A 16,490-nucleotide genomic window follows, 5' to 3' on the forward strand; every position below is an offset into this window, starting at 1 on the left:
ACACTAGCCAATTCCTAACTATACCGTCCAGACGGTACAGTTATTGTCATGAGCAACACGTCCCTCACCCGCAGCAGCCCCGGCACCCTCAGCAATCACGCCGTCGGCACACCGTCAATCCAGGCACCGCGGGCACCGTGGCGCGACTGGCTGGCTCTGGCGCTGCTGATGTTCCCGGTGCTGCTCGTGGCCGTCGACAACACGGCCCTGACCTTCGCACTGCCGGCCATCGCACGGAGCCTGGACGCCTCCGGGGTGGAGCTGCTTTGGATTGTCGACGCCTACCCCCTGGTCCTGGCCGGTCTCCTCGTGGCGATGGGCAGCCTCGGCGACAGGATCGGCCGCCGCCGGCTGCTGTTCATCGGCAGCACCGGATTCGCGGCCGTCTCGGCGGTCACGGCCTTCGCCCCCAGCGCCGAGTGGCTGATTGCCGGCCGCGCGGGGCTGGGGTTCTTCGGCGCGATGCTGATGCCGTCCACCCTGTCCCTGATCCGCAACATCTTTCCCGAGCCGAACCGGCGGCGGCTGGCCGTGGCCATCTGGGCCGCCGGCTTCTCCGGAGGCGCAGCGCTGGGCCCGATCTTCGGCGGCTGGCTGGTGGAGCACTTCTGGTGGGGCGCTGTCCTGCTCGTTGCCGTGCCGATTATCATGCCGTTGCTGGCCCTCGGTCCGGCCCTGATCCCGGAATCCCGCGACCCGAACCCGGGACGGGTGGACATGCCCAGCATCATCCTGTCCCTGCTGGTGATGGTGCCGGTGGTTTACGGCATCAAGGTCCTGGCCACGCACGGCCTGGCTGCGGAACCACTGGCGGCCATCATCTTTGGCCTGCTCATGGGGTATGTCTTCATCCGGCGCCAGCGGCACCTTCTGGTGGCCGGCCTGTCACAGGGCACTGCCGGGGCGCGCAACCGTACCGCTCCCCTGCTGGACCTCAGCCTCTTCGGCAACCGGGTCTTCAGCACCGCCATCGTCGCGAACGTGCTGGCGCTGTTCTCCTTCAATGGCTTCATCCTGTTCCTCGCCCAGCACCTGCAGCTGATCGAAGGGCAGTCGCCCTCGGAATCCGGGGTCGCCATGGTCCCCGCCCTCATCGCCACCGTCCTGGCCGGCCTGCTGGTGGTGCCGCTGGTGAAAAAGTTCCGCCCTGGTTTCGTGGTCGCCGGCGGGTTGCTCCTGAGCGCCGCCGGCTACTTCCTGGTGGCCTTTGGCAATCATGGCAACGGTCCGGCGCTGCTGCTGGCGGCCCTGCTGGTGCTGTGCCTTGGCGTCGGCGCCGCGGAGACCATCTCCAACGACCTGATCCTCGGGGCAGCACCGGCGGAGAAGTCCGGGGCGGCGGCCGCGATTTCCGAAACCGGCTACGAAGTCGGCTCCCTTCTTGGCACCGCCATCCTGGGCTCCATCCTGACGGCCTCCTACCAGGGCAATCTCCGGCTCCCCGCCGGCGTCGCCGGCTCGGCCCCGGCGGAGGTCTCGGCGCAGGCCGGCGAGACGCTCGCCGGGGCCGTGGAGCTGGCGCAGGCCCTGCCGGGACCGCTGGCGGAGGCCGTGATGACAGCCGCCCGGACCGCCTTCGATTCCGGTGTGCACATCACGGCCACGATCGCCCTGGTGCTCATGGCCGGGGCATCGGTTCTCGCCGCCGTCGTGCTCCGGAAGGTGCCGACCGCCAAATAGCCGGGAAGCGGTCGAGCAGGGACGGGGCGCCCGCCGAAACCCGCTTAAACGCCAAGCGCCCGGCCACCGGTGGAAACCGGTGCCGGGCGCTTGGCGCTTGGTGATGCCGGAACGCTACTTACTGTCCGCCGTCGTGACACTGGCGTTGGCCCGCATGGTTTCCGCGTTGACCATCCAGGCGTATTGCTCAAACTTGGCAATGAACGCGTGCAGCAGGTCCGCCGTCGTGGGATCCTCTTCGTCCACCGCGTCGTGGACTTTGCGCATGGTGCCCACAGCGGCCTCGAGGGCCGCGACGATGCGCTCAATGGCGTCCTTGGTGTTGATCAGGCCGCTCGGGAACTCGGCAAGCGAGGTGGACTTGGACACCGTGGAGCTGCGGCCGTCCGGGAGGGCATGGAGGGCGCGCATGCGCTCCGCCAGGTCGTCCGCGAAGGCGCGGGCAGCATCGATTATTTCGTCCAGCTGCAGGTGCAGGTCCCGGAAGTTCGTTCCGACAATGTTCCAGTGCGCCTGCTTGCCCTGAACGTGGAGTTCGATCAGGTCCACGAGCACTGCCTGCAGGTTTGTCGTGAGGGTCGGTGAAGCTTTCATGCGTCCTCCTTGTAGTCCGATACCGTGGCGCACGGGACTGCTGCGTCCGGTACCGCTGGATCCGATGCCTCCGACGCTACCGCAGGGCACTCCAGGACGGCGACGGTCCCGGGAGAATTTCTCGGTCAGCTTACTAAGTCGGCTTACTAAGGACGTCGGGGAGGTTCCGGGGCGGCTCAGACCGCCTCGTTGAGCACCGGCCCCTGCGGGAAGACGGCCCGCGTGATGCCGCCCGTGGTGGCCTCCGCCAACTGGGAAAGGTAGTCATTCCGGCGTTTCGGCGCGATCCGGGACTGGGGCTCGAAGCCCTGCCCGGGATCGTCCGTGTAGTGCGCGGTCAGGCCGTCCCGCATGAGCCGGATGGCTTCGGCCCGCTGCTGGGACACCGCTGCGTGGGTGGATCCCAGTTCGGCGGCCAGGTCCTTGACCGTCCTGTCGCCAAAGTAGATCTCCTCGACGACGTAGCGCATCCGCTCGGGGAGGGACTTCACCGCCGCGCGGAGGTACTGGAGCCGCTCGTCCGCGAGCACGGAGTGCTCCGGCGTCAGGGTTTCTGCGGCCAGCGTGTCAACAACAGCTTCATCCAGCGGCGTTAGCGTGCGGGAGGCGTCGGCGAGGGCTGCCTCGACGACGCTCTGCTGGACGCCGAGGGCCGAGGCGATCTCATCAACGCTGGGGGTGCGTCCGAGGGCTGCGGCGAGGGTCTCCTGGACCGACATGGTTTCTTTGATCCGGCGGCGCGCCGAGCGGGTGGCCCAATCGCTCGCGCGCATCTCGTCCGCGAAGGCGCCCAGGATGCGCCGGCGCGCGAAAGCGCCGAACGGCACACCCAGGTCCGGGTCGAAGGAGTCGGCCGACGTGATCAGGGCAATGGCGCCGGCAGACGCCAAGTCATCGCGGGAAAGGTGTGACGCTTTCGAGCACAAGTCTGAGACGAGGTAGCCCACCAGCGGAAGATGCTGTGTGACCATCTCGTTGCGTTCCACGCGATTCAATAGAGTGTCCCCCCATGAGACAGGTTCCGGAAGCCTTAAAAAGCCGAGAGCCGCGCCCCTGAATGGGCCCCGTGCTCCCCCCATGGAAGTCGGTGTTCAAAACCCGGGTGCAGCACCCAAGACGAAACCTATCACCTGAGTCACAATCTGCGTGTAACCTCAGGACAAAGCTTGGCTGAAAATGCGGTAACGCTTCTCGGCCGGGGGCGGCAAGGGGAATGGGGCCCATGGGTGCAGGTGATCTTTCGGCGGCTCTCTGGCAGGAGCGCCGCCAGCTGGAACTGCTGATATTCAGGCTGGAAACACAGCGGCTCCATGTCCTGGCCGGAAACCTCCAGTGGCTCAGTTTTACGGCCGCCGAAGTGGAGGGCGTCCTCGAACGCCTACGTTTCGAAGCCCTGGCGCGGAGTGTCGAATCGGCGGCGGTGGCGGCCGAATGGGGACTGCCGGCGCAGGCCACACTGGCCGAACTCGTCGCCGGGGCTCCCGCCGGCGCGTGGCCGGAGATGCTGCAAGACCATCTGGACGGTCTGCGCGCTTTGCTCGCGCAGCTCAGCGACGCAGCCCGCGCCAATGAGGACACACTGCGCCATCTGGACTTTCCGGTGCCGTCAGGGGCGTCCACAGCGCCAGGCAGCGACGCGAATGGCACCGCGTCCGTGCCCGCGGACACCAAACAGGTCCTTGATCAGCTGACGACGGCGGGGAACATTGAGCATGCCCTCGCGGTCACGCGCCGGACACCGCAGCCGCTCCTGACCCGATACCTCGACGGTAAGCGCGACTGACCGGTCTCCCGCGCGGGGTTCAGTCCGGAGCGGGGTTCAGTCCGTAACAGCGGCTGGCTTCGTGGCCGGTGCCGGCGGCAGGAGCCCCCGCAGCGCGTCTTCGGTGTCCGGGCCTGCTCCCGCGCCGGCTTCAGCGGCCGCCAGGTTCGCCGCTGCAATGGCCTCGATGACTTCCCGGCGCTGGATCGGAACACCCCGGGGGGCCTCAATGCCTATCCGAACACCGTCACCACGGCCTTCCAGAACCGTGATGACGATCCCGTCGCCGATCATGATCTGTTCGCCCGGCTTGCGTGTTAGTACCAGCATTCTCTCAATCTACCCTTCGCGGCGCGGCGCTGCCGACGAACCCGGCCGCCGGTGCGCGGACAATGCCCGCCATCTCAGACCCTGGCCGGGCGGGCGGGGCCTGAGTCGATCCAGCCCACCGGCAGTCCCAGCGAGTTGACGGTTTCCGGCGTGGCGGTTTCCGCCGCACCGACGACTGCCACCGCGGTGATGTCCAGTTGCGCGGCCAGCACGCCCACCCAGCGCGCGGAGTCCTCCGGCTTACGTCCAGCGTCGACCACTACCCAGACCTGGTCTGCGGACAGTGCAGCTACCGACTGGAGCCGGGCGAGGGCGTCGCGGGCCCTCCCCAGACCGAAAGCCACCATCACGGTCTGGTCTGTCAGGACAGCGTGGGCGCGGGCCGCCGTCGCGCCCTGGCGCCCTTCCACGTGCAGATGGCCGTAAGCGGACAGCTTCCCCGCCGTGCGCACATCGGCGCCGCCGGCCGCCGTGGACATGGCCAGCGCGGTGTCCAGGGCGTCGTCGCCAAGCCCGACGAGGACCACGAGGTCACCAACCCCGCTGAGCGGAACCGGGAGGGACACGCGCGGCGCAGCGGGCTCGGACACTGGCGCCTCTGCCACCGCCAGGTACACGCCCGCCGTCGGCTCCGACGCAGTCGCCGGGGCCGGGGCGGCTCCGGGTTCCTGCCGGTTGCGGTTGTTGGGAACGGCAGCGGCGCCGGCGCCAGGGCCGCGCAGCCCGGCGCCGAGCTGTTCGAGCAGTTCGGCGAAGTCCGGAGATTCCGTGGAAAGTCCCGCATTGCCGGGCCGGTGCAGGCTCAGTTCGGCCGCATCGGCTTCTTCGAGCAGGGCCGCGATCGCAGCGCCCTGCAACTCGTGGGCGGGCGCCGCCCCTGCGAGCGCGACTGCCGGAGCGACTGCCTCGGCAAGCACGTCCGGTTCCGGAACGACCTCCTCCAGCGAGGCGCCCTTAAGCCGAAAGCGGTTCTGCATGGCGAACGACTCCTACTGTTTCGATCCGGACGTTGGCTGACGTGACTTCCCGGTAGGAGAGCACCGGCACCGAGCCGGGTTGCGCCCCCACGAGCCGGTGGATGGCGGGGCGGAGCGCGGGTGCGCAGACCAGCACGGCCGGGCGGTTGGCTGCGGCCGCGGAGTCGACGGCGGCACGGACCGAGCGGAGCACGGCGTCCAGCCGGTCCTGGCCCATTACGATCTGGCTGCCGCCCTCGGCAGGGCGCATATCCTCGAGCATGTGTTGCTCCAGGAGCGGGTCGATCATGATCACGTTCAGCACCGGGCCGTCCATGAATTTGGCCGTCAGCGCCGGGCCCAGGGCCTGCCTCGCGGATTCGACCAGTGATTCCGGGTCGGTGGAGACCTTGGCGCGGAGCGTGAGCGCCTCGTAGATCCGGGCGAGGTCGTTGATTGGAACCTGCTCGTCCAGCAGGCCCTGGAGCACGCGCTGCAGCTCGGCGAGGGAGAGCAGCGCGGGCGTGAGTTCGTCGACGGCGGACGGGCTCTGCTTCCGCACGCCCTCGGTGAGGACCCGCACGTCCTCGCGGGACAAGAGCCTGGCGGCGTTGGCCGTGACGATCGAGGACAGGTGGGTGACGAGGACCGAGACACGGTCAATGACGGTGGCGCCGGTCATCTCCGCGTTGTGGCGCATTTCCGCCGGGATCCACTTGCCGGCCAGGCCGAACACGGGCTCGATCATCGCGACACCGGGGAGCGAGTCGAGGCTGTCGCCCAGGGCCAGCATCTGGCCGCTGGGGGCAGTCCCGGCGCCCGCCTCGACGCCGGCGATCCGGATCGAGTAGCTCGCCGGCGGCAGATCCACGCTGTCCCGGGTGCGGACCGGCGGGATGACGAGGCCGAGCTCCATGGCGATTTTGTGGCGCAGGGACCTCACCCGGGCCAGCAGGTCGTCCGAGGCGCCGGAGACCATGTCCACGAGGTCCGGGGCCAGCAGGATCTCCACCGGGTGGACGCGCATGTCCTCAAGGAGCTTCTCGTTGGGGTCCATTTCGGGGAAGTTCAGGGCACTGGCCTCGGCGTCGCGGGTTCTTGCCTCCTGCGACTGTTGGGCGGCGATCCGGCGCGACGCGAACAGCAGGCCTGCTCCGACCAGGAGGAACGGCACCGGCGGCATGCCCGGGATCAGTGCCATCGCGATGGCTGCGACGCCGGCGATCATGAGCGCGTTGGGCGACTGCATCAGCTGGGTGGACGCCGTGCGGCCCATGTCGGATTCTGCGTTGGAACGGGTCACGATCATGCCGGTGGAGACGGCCATCAGCAGGGCCGGGATCTGCGAGACGAGGCCGTCGCCCATGGTCAGCAGCCCGTAGGTGCCGACGGCGTCGCCGATTTCCATGCCGCGCTGCAGCATGCCGATCGCGATGCCGCCGATGAAGTTGATGATGATGATGATCAGGCCGGCGATCGCGTCGCCCTTGACGAACTTCGAGGCACCGTCCATGGCGCCGTAGAAGTCGGCCTCGGCCGAGACTTCGGCGCGGCGTTCGCGGGCCTGAGTGTCCGTGATCAGCCCCGCGTTGAGGTCGGCGTCGATCGCCATCTGCTTGCCCGGCATCGCGTCGAGGGTGAAGCGGGCACCCACTTCGGCCACCCGCTCCGCGCCCTTGGTGACCACCACGAACTGGATGACCACGAGGATGAGGAACACGACAGCGCCGATGATCATGGATCCACCCACGGTCACCTTGCCGAAGGCTTCAATGACCTGGCCGGCATACCCCTCCCCCAGCACCAGCCGGGTGGAGGCGACGTTCAGGCCCAGCCGGAACAGCGTGGCCACGAGCAGGAGCGACGGGAAGACGGAGAAATCCAGCGGCTTCTTCACGAACATGCTGGTCAGCAGCACCAGGAGCGCCAGCAGGATATTGCAGACGATCAGGACGTCCAGCAGCGGCGCGGGCACCGGAACAACCAGCAGCAGCACAATGCCGACGATGCCGATCGGCACAGTCAGCGGGGCGAGCTTCTTCATGGTGCGGTCCTTTCACAGACGCTGGTTCGGGCAGTGTTCATACGGCGGCCGCCATCCGGTGCATGCCACGGGCGGCGCCCCGCGCCTTGAGTGACATTACGAACGCGAGGACGCCGGCCACCGCGCGGTAGAAGTCCACCGGGATCTCCTGGCCCAGCTCGCAGGCGCTGTGCAGGGCCCGGGTCAGCGGGATGTCCTGGACCATCGGGACGTCCTTGGCCTCGGCCTCTTCCCTGATCCTGGCCGCGATGTGGCCTGAGCCCTTGGCCACCACGCGGGGGGCGGACTTTCCGGGTTCGTACTTGAGCGCCACCGCGAAGTGCGTGGGGTTGACCAGCACGACGTCGGCGTCCCCGATCGCCGCGATCATCCGGTTCCGGCTCATCGTCATCTGCCGGGCCCGCCGCTGGGAGCGGATCAGCGGGTCGCCTTCGCTGCTCTTGTTTTCGTCCTGGACTTCTTTCTTGGACATCCGGGTCTTTTTGCGGTTGCGGCGCATCACGACAAAGAAGTCAGCCGCCGCGAGGACGATACCGGCCGCCACGGCGAACTGGACCAGCGAGGCGATACCGCCGCCCGCGGCCTGCACGACCCCGGAAACGGGCATTCCTCCGGCTGTCAGCAGCACCGGCACCAGCCCCTGCACGACGCTGTAGAGGACCAGCCCCACGACGCTGGCCTTCAGCAGCGCCTTGACGCCGCCCCACACCGCTTGCATGCCGAACATCCGTTTCAGCCCGTCGAGAAGCTTGAAGTGCTCGAAGTCCAGCTTGAACTTCTTCAAGTGCACGCCGCCCTGGAGCGCGGCCCCGGCGAGAACCACGATGAAAACCACCAGCAGCATGGGCCCGACGATCCCGGCGATGGCGGCGAGGCCGTCCTCCAGGGCCTTGACGGCCTTGCCGGGATCCGGGGCTGCAACGATGCCGCGGACGCTGAAGAGCTGGTCCGTGGCGGCGTTGGAGGCGCGTTCCACGGTGGCCGGAATCATGATGGCGGCGGCGCCGACGCCGACCCAGGCGGTGAGGTCCTGGGAGCGGGAAAGCTGACCCTTGGAGCGGACCTCCTTCATGCGTTTGTCGGTGGCTTGCTCGGTTTTTTCCTGTGAATCCGACATCAGCCCACCCCCAGCACCGTTTTGGCGGCCTGCCCGGCAAGGCTGGAAACAATCCTGGGCAGCGCCAGGAAGATGAACCCGGCAAGCATGAGGGTGAGCAGGATCTTGAGCGGGAAGCCCAGGGAGAAGGCGTTGAGTGCCGGGGCAACGCGGGTCAGCAGGCCGAGTCCGACGTCGGCGAGGAACAGGACCACCACGAGCGGTCCGGCGATCTGGACGGCGGCCAGGAACATTCCGGTGACCGCCGACGTCATGGCCTGGACCGGCTGGGCCAGATCGATGCCGCCGGCCAGCGGCAGGGCACCAAAGCTGCCGGTGAGTCCGGTGATGACGAGTTGATAGCCGTCGGAGGAGAACAGCAGCGCCAGCGCCGCCATCTGCAACAGCCTCGTGAATTGCGCGCCGTTGACATTCATCTGGGGGTCAAAAGCCTGGGCCATCTGAAAGCCGCTGAAGAGGTCGATCAGGCTGCCGGCGGACTGGACGGCGGAGAAGATCACGAGGACCAGGAAGCCCAGGGCCAGCCCGGTCACCAGCTCCAGCACCACCCCGGTAAGGAAGCCGGCCGTGTCGCGAGCCGTGTACCCGGCGGAGACCCGCTGGGACACGGCAAGGCCGAGCCCGAGCCCGAGCATGGCTTTGACGCGGCCGGGGAACGCCTGGTGGGCGAAAGGCGGTGCCACGATCAGGAATGCCGTCATCCTGACGGTGGCCAGCAGGAGCGCTTCCAGCCACGTCGGGTCGATCGGGATGCCCACCTCACAAGCCTCCGAGCAGCGACGGGATCTTGGCGAAGAGATCGTTGGTGAAGGCAACCATCTCCGAGATCATCCAGTGGCCGCAGATCAGCAGGGCGATTGCCACGGCCGCGGCCTTGGGCACGAACGACAGGGTGGCTTCCTGCAGCTGGGTAATGGATTGCAGCAGGGCGATGGCCAGGCCGACCACGAGGGCTGTCACCAGGACGGGGGCGGAGAGCTTGGCCGCGACGATCATGGCCTGGAGACAGATGTCCAGGACGGCATTGGCGTTCATCCGGTGGCCGCATAGCTCTGGATGAGTGAGGTGATGATCAGGCCCCAGCCGTCCACCAGGACGAACAGCAGGATCTTGAAGGGCAGCGAAATCATCACCGGCGGGAGCATCATCATGCCCATGGACATGAGGGCGGCGGAGACCACGAGGTCGATCACGAGGAACGGGATGAAGATCACGAAGCCGATGATGAACGCGGCGCGGAGTTCCGAAATCATGAAGGCGGGAATGAGGGTCTGCAGGGGCACGGCCTCGGGCGTGGCCGGGTTTTCCGCCGCGGCGGCCCGGGACATCAGGGCGATGTCCTCTTCCCTGGTGTGGGCCAGCATGAAGTGCTGCAGCGGGCCGCTGGCAGCGCCGACGGCGCCGTTGAAGTCCAGGGTGCCGTTGAGGTAGGGCTGGATGCCGATGGTGTTCATCTCGTTGATAACCGGCCACATGACGAAAATCGAGAGGAACAGTGCCAGCCCGGCGAGCACCTGGTTCGGCGGGATGGACGGCAGCGACAGGGCGTTGCGGGTCATCGCGAGGACCACGAAGATCTTGGTGAAGGACGTCATCATCAGCAGCAGCGCCGGCGCCACCGACAGCAGGGTGATGCCGATCAGGGTCAGGACCGCCGTCGACGGTTTGCCGTCGAGTCCGTTGATCTCGATGTTGACGCTGCCGCCGCCGGGGTTTGCCGGATCTGTCGGGGCGACCGGCGGGTTGGGGTCGATGGGGGCTGCCTGGCCGGCCGAGGCGGTCAGCCAGAGCAGCAGCACCGCGAACAGGACGGCGGCGAGGCCCAGCACCATCGCCCTGGCGGTCAGGGCAGCGCCCGCGGGGACAGTTGCCGGGCGGACCGTTGCCGGGCGGTTTGCGCCAGGCCGGATCAGCTCAGCGCCGGGGGCGGCCGGGAGTGAGGAGGCGGAGTGGAAAGTCAGCGAGCGGATCAATTGCGGCGCCCGCTCCTGAGGGCGGCAGCGGCCTGCTTCCACGTGGAGCCGGCCAGGATTGACCCATGGAGGGGCGGATGGCCGGCCGCGCCGGAGTTGTTGCCGCGCGGCGAAGATCCCCGCGCATGGGAGTCCCGGTGCAGGGTGCTGCGGCGGGGCAGCGGGGCGTTCGCGGGGCTGGCGTCGGCAGCGTCGACACTGTCCTCGGAGAGTTCCTCGAAGGCGGCCTGCCGGCCGGGCAGCGGGCCGAAGCCGGACAGGATCCGGGCAAATTCGCCGGCTCCGCGGCGGGTTTCGGGGACGGCGGCTTCCTCGGCTTCGGCCGGGATGTCACCGGTGTGCAGGACGTTGACGGCGTGTTCTGTGACGCCCAGGAGGAATCGCTGCCCCGAGGCGTCGACAACCACGACGGAGGCTTTCTGGCCGACGCTCTGCCGGCTGACAATGGTCAGTGCGCCGTCGGCCCGGCGCCGTCCGGTGCCCTTGCCGAGCCGTCGTTGCAGGAGCCACATGAGGCCCAGCACCGCGCCCAGGGCCACGAATACCCGCAGCCCGAGGATCAGTGCGTCCATTCAGCTAAGTCCCTCGGCAACATCGAGGATGCGGGTGATCCGGACGGCGTAGTCCTGGTCCAGGACCACCACTTCGCCGTGGGCGATCAGCCGCCCGTTCAGCAGGACGTCCGCCGGGGCGCCGGCGGAGCGGTCGAGTTCGATGATCTTGCCCGGTTCGAGCGAGAGCACATCGCGCACCGACATGCGGGTGCGGCCGATCTCCACGGTAAGGGCCATTTCGATGTTGTTGATCCTGCCGAGCCGGCCGGCAACGGCCTCGCCGCCGGCGAACACGTCGCCCGCGCGGTCCTGGCTGGTGTTGTGTTCGCGGAGGCGGACGGCGAACCAGGCGGCGGCGTTGACACCGTCGGAGAGTTCGAAGACCGCGGTGTCGGGGTCCGAGAGCAGGCCGGAGGCGTCGGACTCGCGCAGGTCGCTCAGGACTCCGGCGCCGAACACCGAGCTGGCGCTTTCCATCGCAGGGCGCAGCACGTCCGTCACCGAGACGACGCCGGGCTGGGCTCCCGCCATGCCGCCGGCGGCTTCGTCGAGGAAGGTGCGGTCGCTCAGCATCAGCGCGAGGTCTGCGGTGACGGAGCCGACGAACGTGGCGGTGACAGCCTGGCGGGCGTAGGCCGCGGCCGCGCGGGCCGGCACGAGGGCCAGCACTTTGAGCGCCACCGGGCTCGGCAGTTCTTCAACGAGCCGTTCCGCCGACGATTCGTGCCTGGTCAGGGTGATGCTCATCGGTGATTCTCCTCGATTGTGACAATGACTGCGGCCGCGCGGGACCCGTTGCGGGCCGGGGCGGCCGTGGCGAGCCGGGTGCCGTCCAGGGTGAGGTCAAACGGCCGGTTCTCCAGGTGCGGCAGGGTCAGGACGTCTCCCACTGCGAGGCCCAGGACCTGGCTGGGGGTGACAAACGACGTCGAGAGCCGCACCGAGAGTTCCACCGGAACCCGTTCCAGCTGGGCGCTGACACGCGCGGCGGCGTCCTCCCGGTTGTCGGTGGGGTTGACCTTCTTGAGCCGTCCCAGCAGGAGTGCTGCGGGGACGCCCAGGGTGGCGGGGGCGCTCATGTCGCCGACGTTGATGGTGAACGCCGCGACGATCATCAGTTCGCTGGGGGCTGCGGCCTGGGCGAACTGGGAGTTGTACTGGATGGTGTCCACCCGGACGGTTTCGCTCAGCAGCGGCCCCAGGGAATAGCCGAGGTCTTCGAGCGCCTCATCCATGAGTCCCTTGACCAGCGCCTGTTCAATCTGGGTGAACTTGCGGTCCGGCATGGGCGCATCGTTGGAGGCGCCGAGCATGCGGTTCACCCAGCCGAGGGCCGCGGGGGCGGGGAACTGCACCACGAGCTTGGAATCGTGTCCCTCGACGGTGCAGAGCACCATGGCGGTGACCGCGGGCAGGGAGGCTGCGTACTCGTCGTAGCTGAGCATGCTGACGTCTTCGAGCCGCACCACGGACTTGACGCGGACCTTCGCGGTCAGCTGGGTTCCCCACTGGCGGGCGAAAGTTTCAAAGGCGAGTTCCAGGACGCGGCTGTGTTCCCGGGCGAGCGTCGCGGGACGCCGGAAGTCGTAGACGCTGACCGCCCGCTCCCGTGCCACTTCCCGCTCATCCAAAACACTCACGGTTGCCACTATCGGCAGGGGATCCGCAGCGGTAAGCAGCCCGCCGCACGCAGTAACAGCCTATTTCCCGCTGTGTTTCAGCACTTCCGGAATCAGTGCCCGGACGACGTCGGGCTGGTCCGAGATGATCACGATGTCCACCCGGCGGTTTCGTTCCATGAGCTCGGGGGTGGAGTCGTCGTTGACCTGCCGCGCGGAGCCGAAGGCGACGGCGCCGATGGTTGCCGGCGCGATCCCGCCGCGGTCCACCATGTAGCGCAGGACGTTGACGGCCCGGGCCGAGGACAACTCCCAGGTGGACGGGTAGGCGGTGATGCCGTTGGCAGCGTGGCCTTCGACCATGATCTCCAGGGACGCCGGGCCGAGGATCGGAGAGATGATTGTCAGGACCTGGGCCGCCCGGTCAGTCAGTTCCGGCCGGTCCGGCGCGAAGAAGGTCTGGGAACCGATCAGTTTGACCGTAAGTCCGCGCTGGTCGATCTGGAATTCAACGTTCTCGCTGAGCCCGGCGGCCGCCAGGCCTGCCTTCATCTGCGCTTCAAGGGCACGCAGCCGGTCAACTTCCTTCAGGGCCGCTTCGAGGGCATCGGGTGCTGCCGGTGAACCCGCGGACTGGAGCGCGGCGAACGCCTCCAGGTTTTTGTCCGCAAGTTCAGGCGGGACCACTGTGCCCTCTGCCGTGTCCACTGTCTCGCTCGCAACCGCCCCAAAGCCGGTGGCGAGGGAATTGCGCAGCTTCTCGAACTTGTTCGCGTCGACTGTGGACATGGCGTAGAGGACGATGAACAGGCACATGAGCACCGTGACCATGTCCATATAGGACGCCATCCAGCGTTCGTCGACGTGGTGTTCTTCGGGTTTCTTGCGGGGGCGACGGCGGCCACTCACGCCGCGGTGTCCATCGTTCCGGCGTCGCCGTTGGCGGCCTTGCGGCCGCTTCCGGAACTCTTGAGCTGGTGCTCGGGAACCATGGAGCGGAGCCTCTCGGCGAGCAGCAGCGGCTGCGCGCCGGACTGCACGGCGAGCATGCCTTCCATCAGCAGCGTCCGGCGTTCGATGTCCAGTTCGGACAGCCGGGCCAGGCGCGAACTGAACGGGAGCCAGATGAAGTTGGCGGACAGCAGGCCCCAGAGGGTGGCAACGAAGGCCGCCGCAATCATGTGCCCCAGCTCATCCGGCTGGGACAGGTTTTCCAGCACGTGGGTCAGGGACACCACGGTTCCGACGATGCCGACGGTGGGGGCGTATCCGCCGAGGGACGCGAAGAACTTCGACGAGGCGTGATCGCTGCGGGATTTCGTATCGATCTCGTCCTCCATCTGCATCCGGAGGTCCTCGGCGTCGGTGCCGTCGGCAATGTTCTGCAGCGCCCGGGCCAAGAAAGGATCGTTGACGCCGGCGGCCTCCTCCTCCAGGGAGAGCAGGCCCTCGCTGCGGGCCTTTTCTGCGAAGCGCACCATCTGGTCGATGCTGTCCTGCGGTTTTGCCGTCTTACCGATGAACATTCCCGGCACGGATTTGAATGCCTGGATGACATCCTTGAGCGTGTTTCCGGCCAGTCCGATGGCCAGGGTGGCCCCGAAAACGAGGATCATGGGGGCCGGCAGCACGAGGGAGCTGAGGCTGCCGCCCTCGAGAAGGACCATAACGATGAGGGAACCAAAGGCGAGAAGCAGTCCGATGACTGTTGCGGGATCCATGGATTACTTTCTTGGGGGCTCAGGTGCTGGGCGGCGGCGGCCGTCCGCGGGGTCCGACGGCGGGACGAGGCTCAGGGGGTATCCGGTCACCGCGGGAAAGTCCCGCGCTTTGCTCAGGACGTAGGCCCGGTAGTCGGCAATGAGTTCAACCACTTCGGCGAGGCTTTCCAGCACCACGTACGCGGCACCGTCGAGGGTCACCAGATGGGTGTCCGGGCTCTCGTGGATACGCTCGATCAGATCCGGATTGACCGCGAAACGCGTTCCGTTGAGGCGAGTGACGACGATCATGGGCCGATTCTGCTCTGTTTTCTGCTCAGCGTTTGTCCTGCTCAGCGATGCCAGGCAGGGGGAAGGGTGTTCTCCTTCTACTGTCGGCAGAGAGGCCCTGTTCGTTAGGCGGCGGGCCGTTCCGGCTGCCTAACGAAAAGAACCGCCGCACCGTTGCCGGCACGGCGGTTCTCCCCACATGGTGTTCGGGAAATCTAGCGCTTGAGGTTGCCGAGCTCCTGAAGGACCTCATCCGAGGTGGTGATGATGCGGGCGTTGGCCTGGAAGCCGCGCTGGGCGACGATCAGGTTGGTGAATTCCTGGGACAGGTCCACGTTCGACATCTCCAGCGAACCGCCGGCCAGGGTGCCGATGCCCGCGTCCCCTGCTGCGCCCAGCTGGACGTTGCCGGAGTTGGCGGTGGCGACGTAGGAGGAGCCGCCGGCCTTCTCCAGACCGGCAGGGTTGGTGAACTTGGCCAGCGCGATCTTCGCGAGGACCTGCTTGGTGCCGTTACTGAAGGAGCCGATCAGCGAGCCGTCGTTGCCCAGCGTAAAGGATTCCAGCTTCCCGGCAGCAGAACCGTTCTGGCTGGCGACAGTCAGGGAGCTCATGGAGGCATAGCCGGAGACCTTTGAGAGGTCGATGTCGACGTTGCTGCTGCCAACCTTTAAAGCGGCCAATGGTGTGAGGACACCGTTCGGGTCTTGCCTGAGGGAAACTGTTGAGGCGGCGGCGGTATCGTCGTTGCCTGTGACGTCCCAGCCAGTGAGGGTCTTGTCGAAAGTCAGGGTCAGGCTACGCTCAGTTCCCGCGCCGTCGTAAACCTTGACGATGCGCTGAAGACTGGTCGGCATGGACGCGTCGCTGGGCAGGTTGCCGTCCAGCGTGACCTTGTTCGTGGCGTTGGCGATCATGGTGTTCGGGTTGAGCGTGATGTCGCCGATGGCATTGCCCTGATTAACGACGCCGGTCGGGTCGGCGGTCCAACCCTGCAGGATGCCGCCGTCGGGGCTGACAAGCTGGCTGGCGGCGTCGAAAGTCATTGATCCGGCGCGGGTGAAGAGCTGCTGGCCGCCCTTGCTCGTGACGAAGAAACCGTCGCCGGAGATCATCATGTCCGTGGCGCGGCCGGTGCTCTGCGAGGAGCCCTGGGCGAAGTTGGTGCTGACGCCGGCAACCCGGACGCCAAGGCCGATCTGGGCCGGGTTGCTGCCGCCGGTCTCGCCCTGCGGCGCGGAGGCGCCCTGGGTCATCTGGGACAGCGTGTCCTGGAACTGGGTGGAGGAAGCCTTGAAGCCCGCCGTGTTGACGTTGGCGATGTTGTTGCCGGTGACGTCCAGCATGGTCTGGTGGGCGCGAAGGCCGGAGATTCCGGAGTACAGCGAGCGGAGCATGGGAACTGCCTTTCTGCGGGTGGAAAACTGGTCAGGAAGCGGCCGGAGCGGTGAGCCCGGTGATGGAGTCGAGGGGGATGGAGAGCTCGCCGACCTTGACGGTCGGAACAGCTCCGGAATATGACACGGAACTGGCGATGCCCGTGCCGGTGGTGCCGTCGCCGAGCGTGTAGCCGACGGAATGGCCGATCAGCTGGGCCGCCGCCTGCCGCATCTGCAGGGAGAACCCTTCCTTGCTGTTGGTGGTCAGTTCCTGCATCTTCTCCATCATGGAGAGCTGGATGGTCTGGCTCATCATCTGGTTGGTGTCCATGGGGGCGCTCGGGTTCTGGTTCTTGAGCTGGGCCACCAGGAGGGACATAAAGACCTCCGAATCCATGGCCTGCACGGGCGTCCTCACGGCAGCAGCCTGCGGGGTCTCCCCCGCAGCCGTGACCGGCGATGAAGCGATGGGCTGGATCGTCATGTGTCGC

The 16,490-nt window shown here is 67.3% G+C and carries 19 protein-coding genes; 2 read left to right on the forward strand and 17 right to left on the reverse strand.

Features of this window, described 5'->3' with window-relative positions; translation table 11 throughout:
- Positions 1-48 precede the first annotated feature (48 nt).
- Positions 49-1,680 (forward strand): MFS transporter, encoded by a 1,632-nt coding sequence (locus tag GXK59_RS14040; RefSeq protein ID WP_160667684.1) that lies wholly within the window; start codon positions 49-51, stop codon positions 1,678-1,680.
- A 114-nt stretch (positions 1,681-1,794) separates the two neighbouring features.
- Here the strand turns inward: GXK59_RS14040 and GXK59_RS14045 are convergent, their stop codons facing one another.
- Positions 1,795-2,274: a Dps family protein gene (locus GXK59_RS14045; protein WP_160667686.1), complete on the reverse strand. Its 480-nt coding sequence runs from the start codon at positions 2,272-2,274 to the stop codon at positions 1,795-1,797.
- A gap of 176 nt (positions 2,275-2,450) precedes the next feature.
- Entirely contained in the window at positions 2,451-3,269 is an 819-nt protein-coding gene (locus tag GXK59_RS14050) for a sigma-70 family RNA polymerase sigma factor (RefSeq protein WP_160667688.1), read from the reverse strand.
- Between the two features lie 227 nt (positions 3,270-3,496).
- Between GXK59_RS14050 and GXK59_RS14055 the strand changes: the two genes are divergently transcribed.
- Positions 3,497-4,057 (forward strand): flagellar protein FlgN, encoded by a 561-nt coding sequence (locus GXK59_RS14055; RefSeq protein WP_160667690.1) that lies wholly within the window; start codon positions 3,497-3,499, stop codon positions 4,055-4,057.
- A 36-nt stretch (positions 4,058-4,093) separates the two neighbouring features.
- On the opposite strand, the gene GXK59_RS14060 is transcribed toward GXK59_RS14055, so the two are convergent.
- The 15 genes from GXK59_RS14060 to GXK59_RS14130 form a co-directional block, all read right to left on the reverse strand.
- Positions 4,094-4,366: a carbon storage regulator gene (locus tag GXK59_RS14060; RefSeq protein ID WP_160667692.1), complete on the reverse strand. Its 273-nt coding sequence runs from the start codon at positions 4,364-4,366 to the stop codon at positions 4,094-4,096.
- Between the two features lie 74 nt (positions 4,367-4,440).
- Positions 4,441-5,343, reverse strand: coding sequence for a hypothetical protein (locus GXK59_RS14065; protein WP_160667694.1), 903 nt, complete (start codon positions 5,341-5,343; stop codon positions 4,441-4,443).
- Positions 5,321-7,366 (reverse strand): flagellar biosynthesis protein FlhA, encoded by a 2,046-nt coding sequence (locus GXK59_RS14070; RefSeq protein ID WP_160667696.1) that lies wholly within the window; start codon positions 7,364-7,366, stop codon positions 5,321-5,323. The genes GXK59_RS14065 and GXK59_RS14070 overlap by 23 nt, the downstream gene beginning before the upstream one ends.
- A 37-nt stretch (positions 7,367-7,403) precedes the next feature.
- On the reverse strand, positions 7,404-8,483 hold the full coding sequence (locus tag GXK59_RS14075) for an EscU/YscU/HrcU family type III secretion system export apparatus switch protein (RefSeq protein WP_160667698.1): 1,080 nt from the start codon (positions 8,481-8,483) through the stop codon (positions 7,404-7,406).
- The gene (locus tag GXK59_RS14080) at positions 8,483-9,241 is read right to left on the reverse strand and encodes a flagellar biosynthetic protein FliR (RefSeq protein WP_160667700.1); all 759 of its coding nucleotides are present in this window, start codon (positions 9,239-9,241) and stop codon (positions 8,483-8,485) included. The genes GXK59_RS14075 and GXK59_RS14080 overlap by 1 nt, the downstream gene beginning before the upstream one ends.
- A gap of 1 nt (position 9,242) precedes the next feature.
- Positions 9,243-9,518: a flagellar biosynthesis protein FliQ gene (fliQ, locus tag GXK59_RS14085; RefSeq protein ID WP_160667701.1), complete on the reverse strand. Its 276-nt coding sequence runs from the start codon at positions 9,516-9,518 to the stop codon at positions 9,243-9,245.
- Positions 9,515-10,315, reverse strand: coding sequence for a flagellar type III secretion system pore protein FliP (gene fliP / locus GXK59_RS14090; RefSeq protein ID WP_160669186.1), 801 nt, complete (start codon positions 10,313-10,315; stop codon positions 9,515-9,517). The genes fliQ and fliP overlap by 4 nt, the downstream gene beginning before the upstream one ends.
- 137 nt (positions 10,316-10,452) lie before the next feature.
- Entirely contained in the window at positions 10,453-11,028 is a 576-nt protein-coding gene (gene fliO, locus GXK59_RS14095; RefSeq protein ID WP_160667703.1) for a flagellar biosynthetic protein FliO, read from the reverse strand.
- Entirely contained in the window at positions 11,029-11,757 is a 729-nt protein-coding gene (fliN, locus tag GXK59_RS14100; RefSeq protein WP_160667705.1) for a flagellar motor switch protein FliN, read from the reverse strand.
- On the reverse strand, positions 11,754-12,650 hold the full coding sequence (locus GXK59_RS14105; protein WP_237393901.1) for a flagellar motor switch protein FliM: 897 nt from the start codon (positions 12,648-12,650) through the stop codon (positions 11,754-11,756). Before GXK59_RS14105 ends, fliN begins: the two co-directional genes overlap by 4 nt.
- Positions 12,651-12,710: 60 nt before the next feature.
- Positions 12,711-13,538 (reverse strand): OmpA/MotB family protein, encoded by an 828-nt coding sequence (locus GXK59_RS14110; protein WP_160667707.1) that lies wholly within the window; start codon positions 13,536-13,538, stop codon positions 12,711-12,713.
- The gene (locus GXK59_RS14115) at positions 13,535-14,350 is read right to left on the reverse strand and encodes a motility protein A (protein ID WP_160667708.1); all 816 of its coding nucleotides are present in this window, start codon (positions 14,348-14,350) and stop codon (positions 13,535-13,537) included. Before GXK59_RS14115 ends, GXK59_RS14110 begins: the two co-directional genes overlap by 4 nt.
- A 3-nt stretch (positions 14,351-14,353) precedes the next feature.
- A complete protein-coding gene (locus tag GXK59_RS14120; protein ID WP_160667710.1) occupies positions 14,354-14,641 on the reverse strand; it encodes a flagellar FlbD family protein in 288 nt (95 codons plus the stop codon).
- A gap of 194 nt (positions 14,642-14,835) precedes the next feature.
- Positions 14,836-16,017, reverse strand: coding sequence for a flagellar hook protein FlgE (locus GXK59_RS14125; protein WP_160667712.1), 1,182 nt, complete (start codon positions 16,015-16,017; stop codon positions 14,836-14,838).
- 31 nt (positions 16,018-16,048) lie between these two features.
- Positions 16,049-16,483 carry a flagellar hook assembly protein FlgD gene (locus tag GXK59_RS14130; protein WP_160667714.1) on the reverse strand — a complete coding sequence of 145 codons (435 nt, stop codon included), beginning with the start codon at positions 16,481-16,483 and terminating at the stop codon, positions 16,049-16,051.
- Between the last annotated feature and the right edge of the window lie 7 nt (positions 16,484-16,490).

Origin of the sequence: Pseudarthrobacter sp. ATCC 49987 (genome assembly GCF_009928425.1) — a bacterium.
GTDB lineage: Bacteria > Actinomycetota > Actinomycetes > Actinomycetales > Micrococcaceae > Arthrobacter.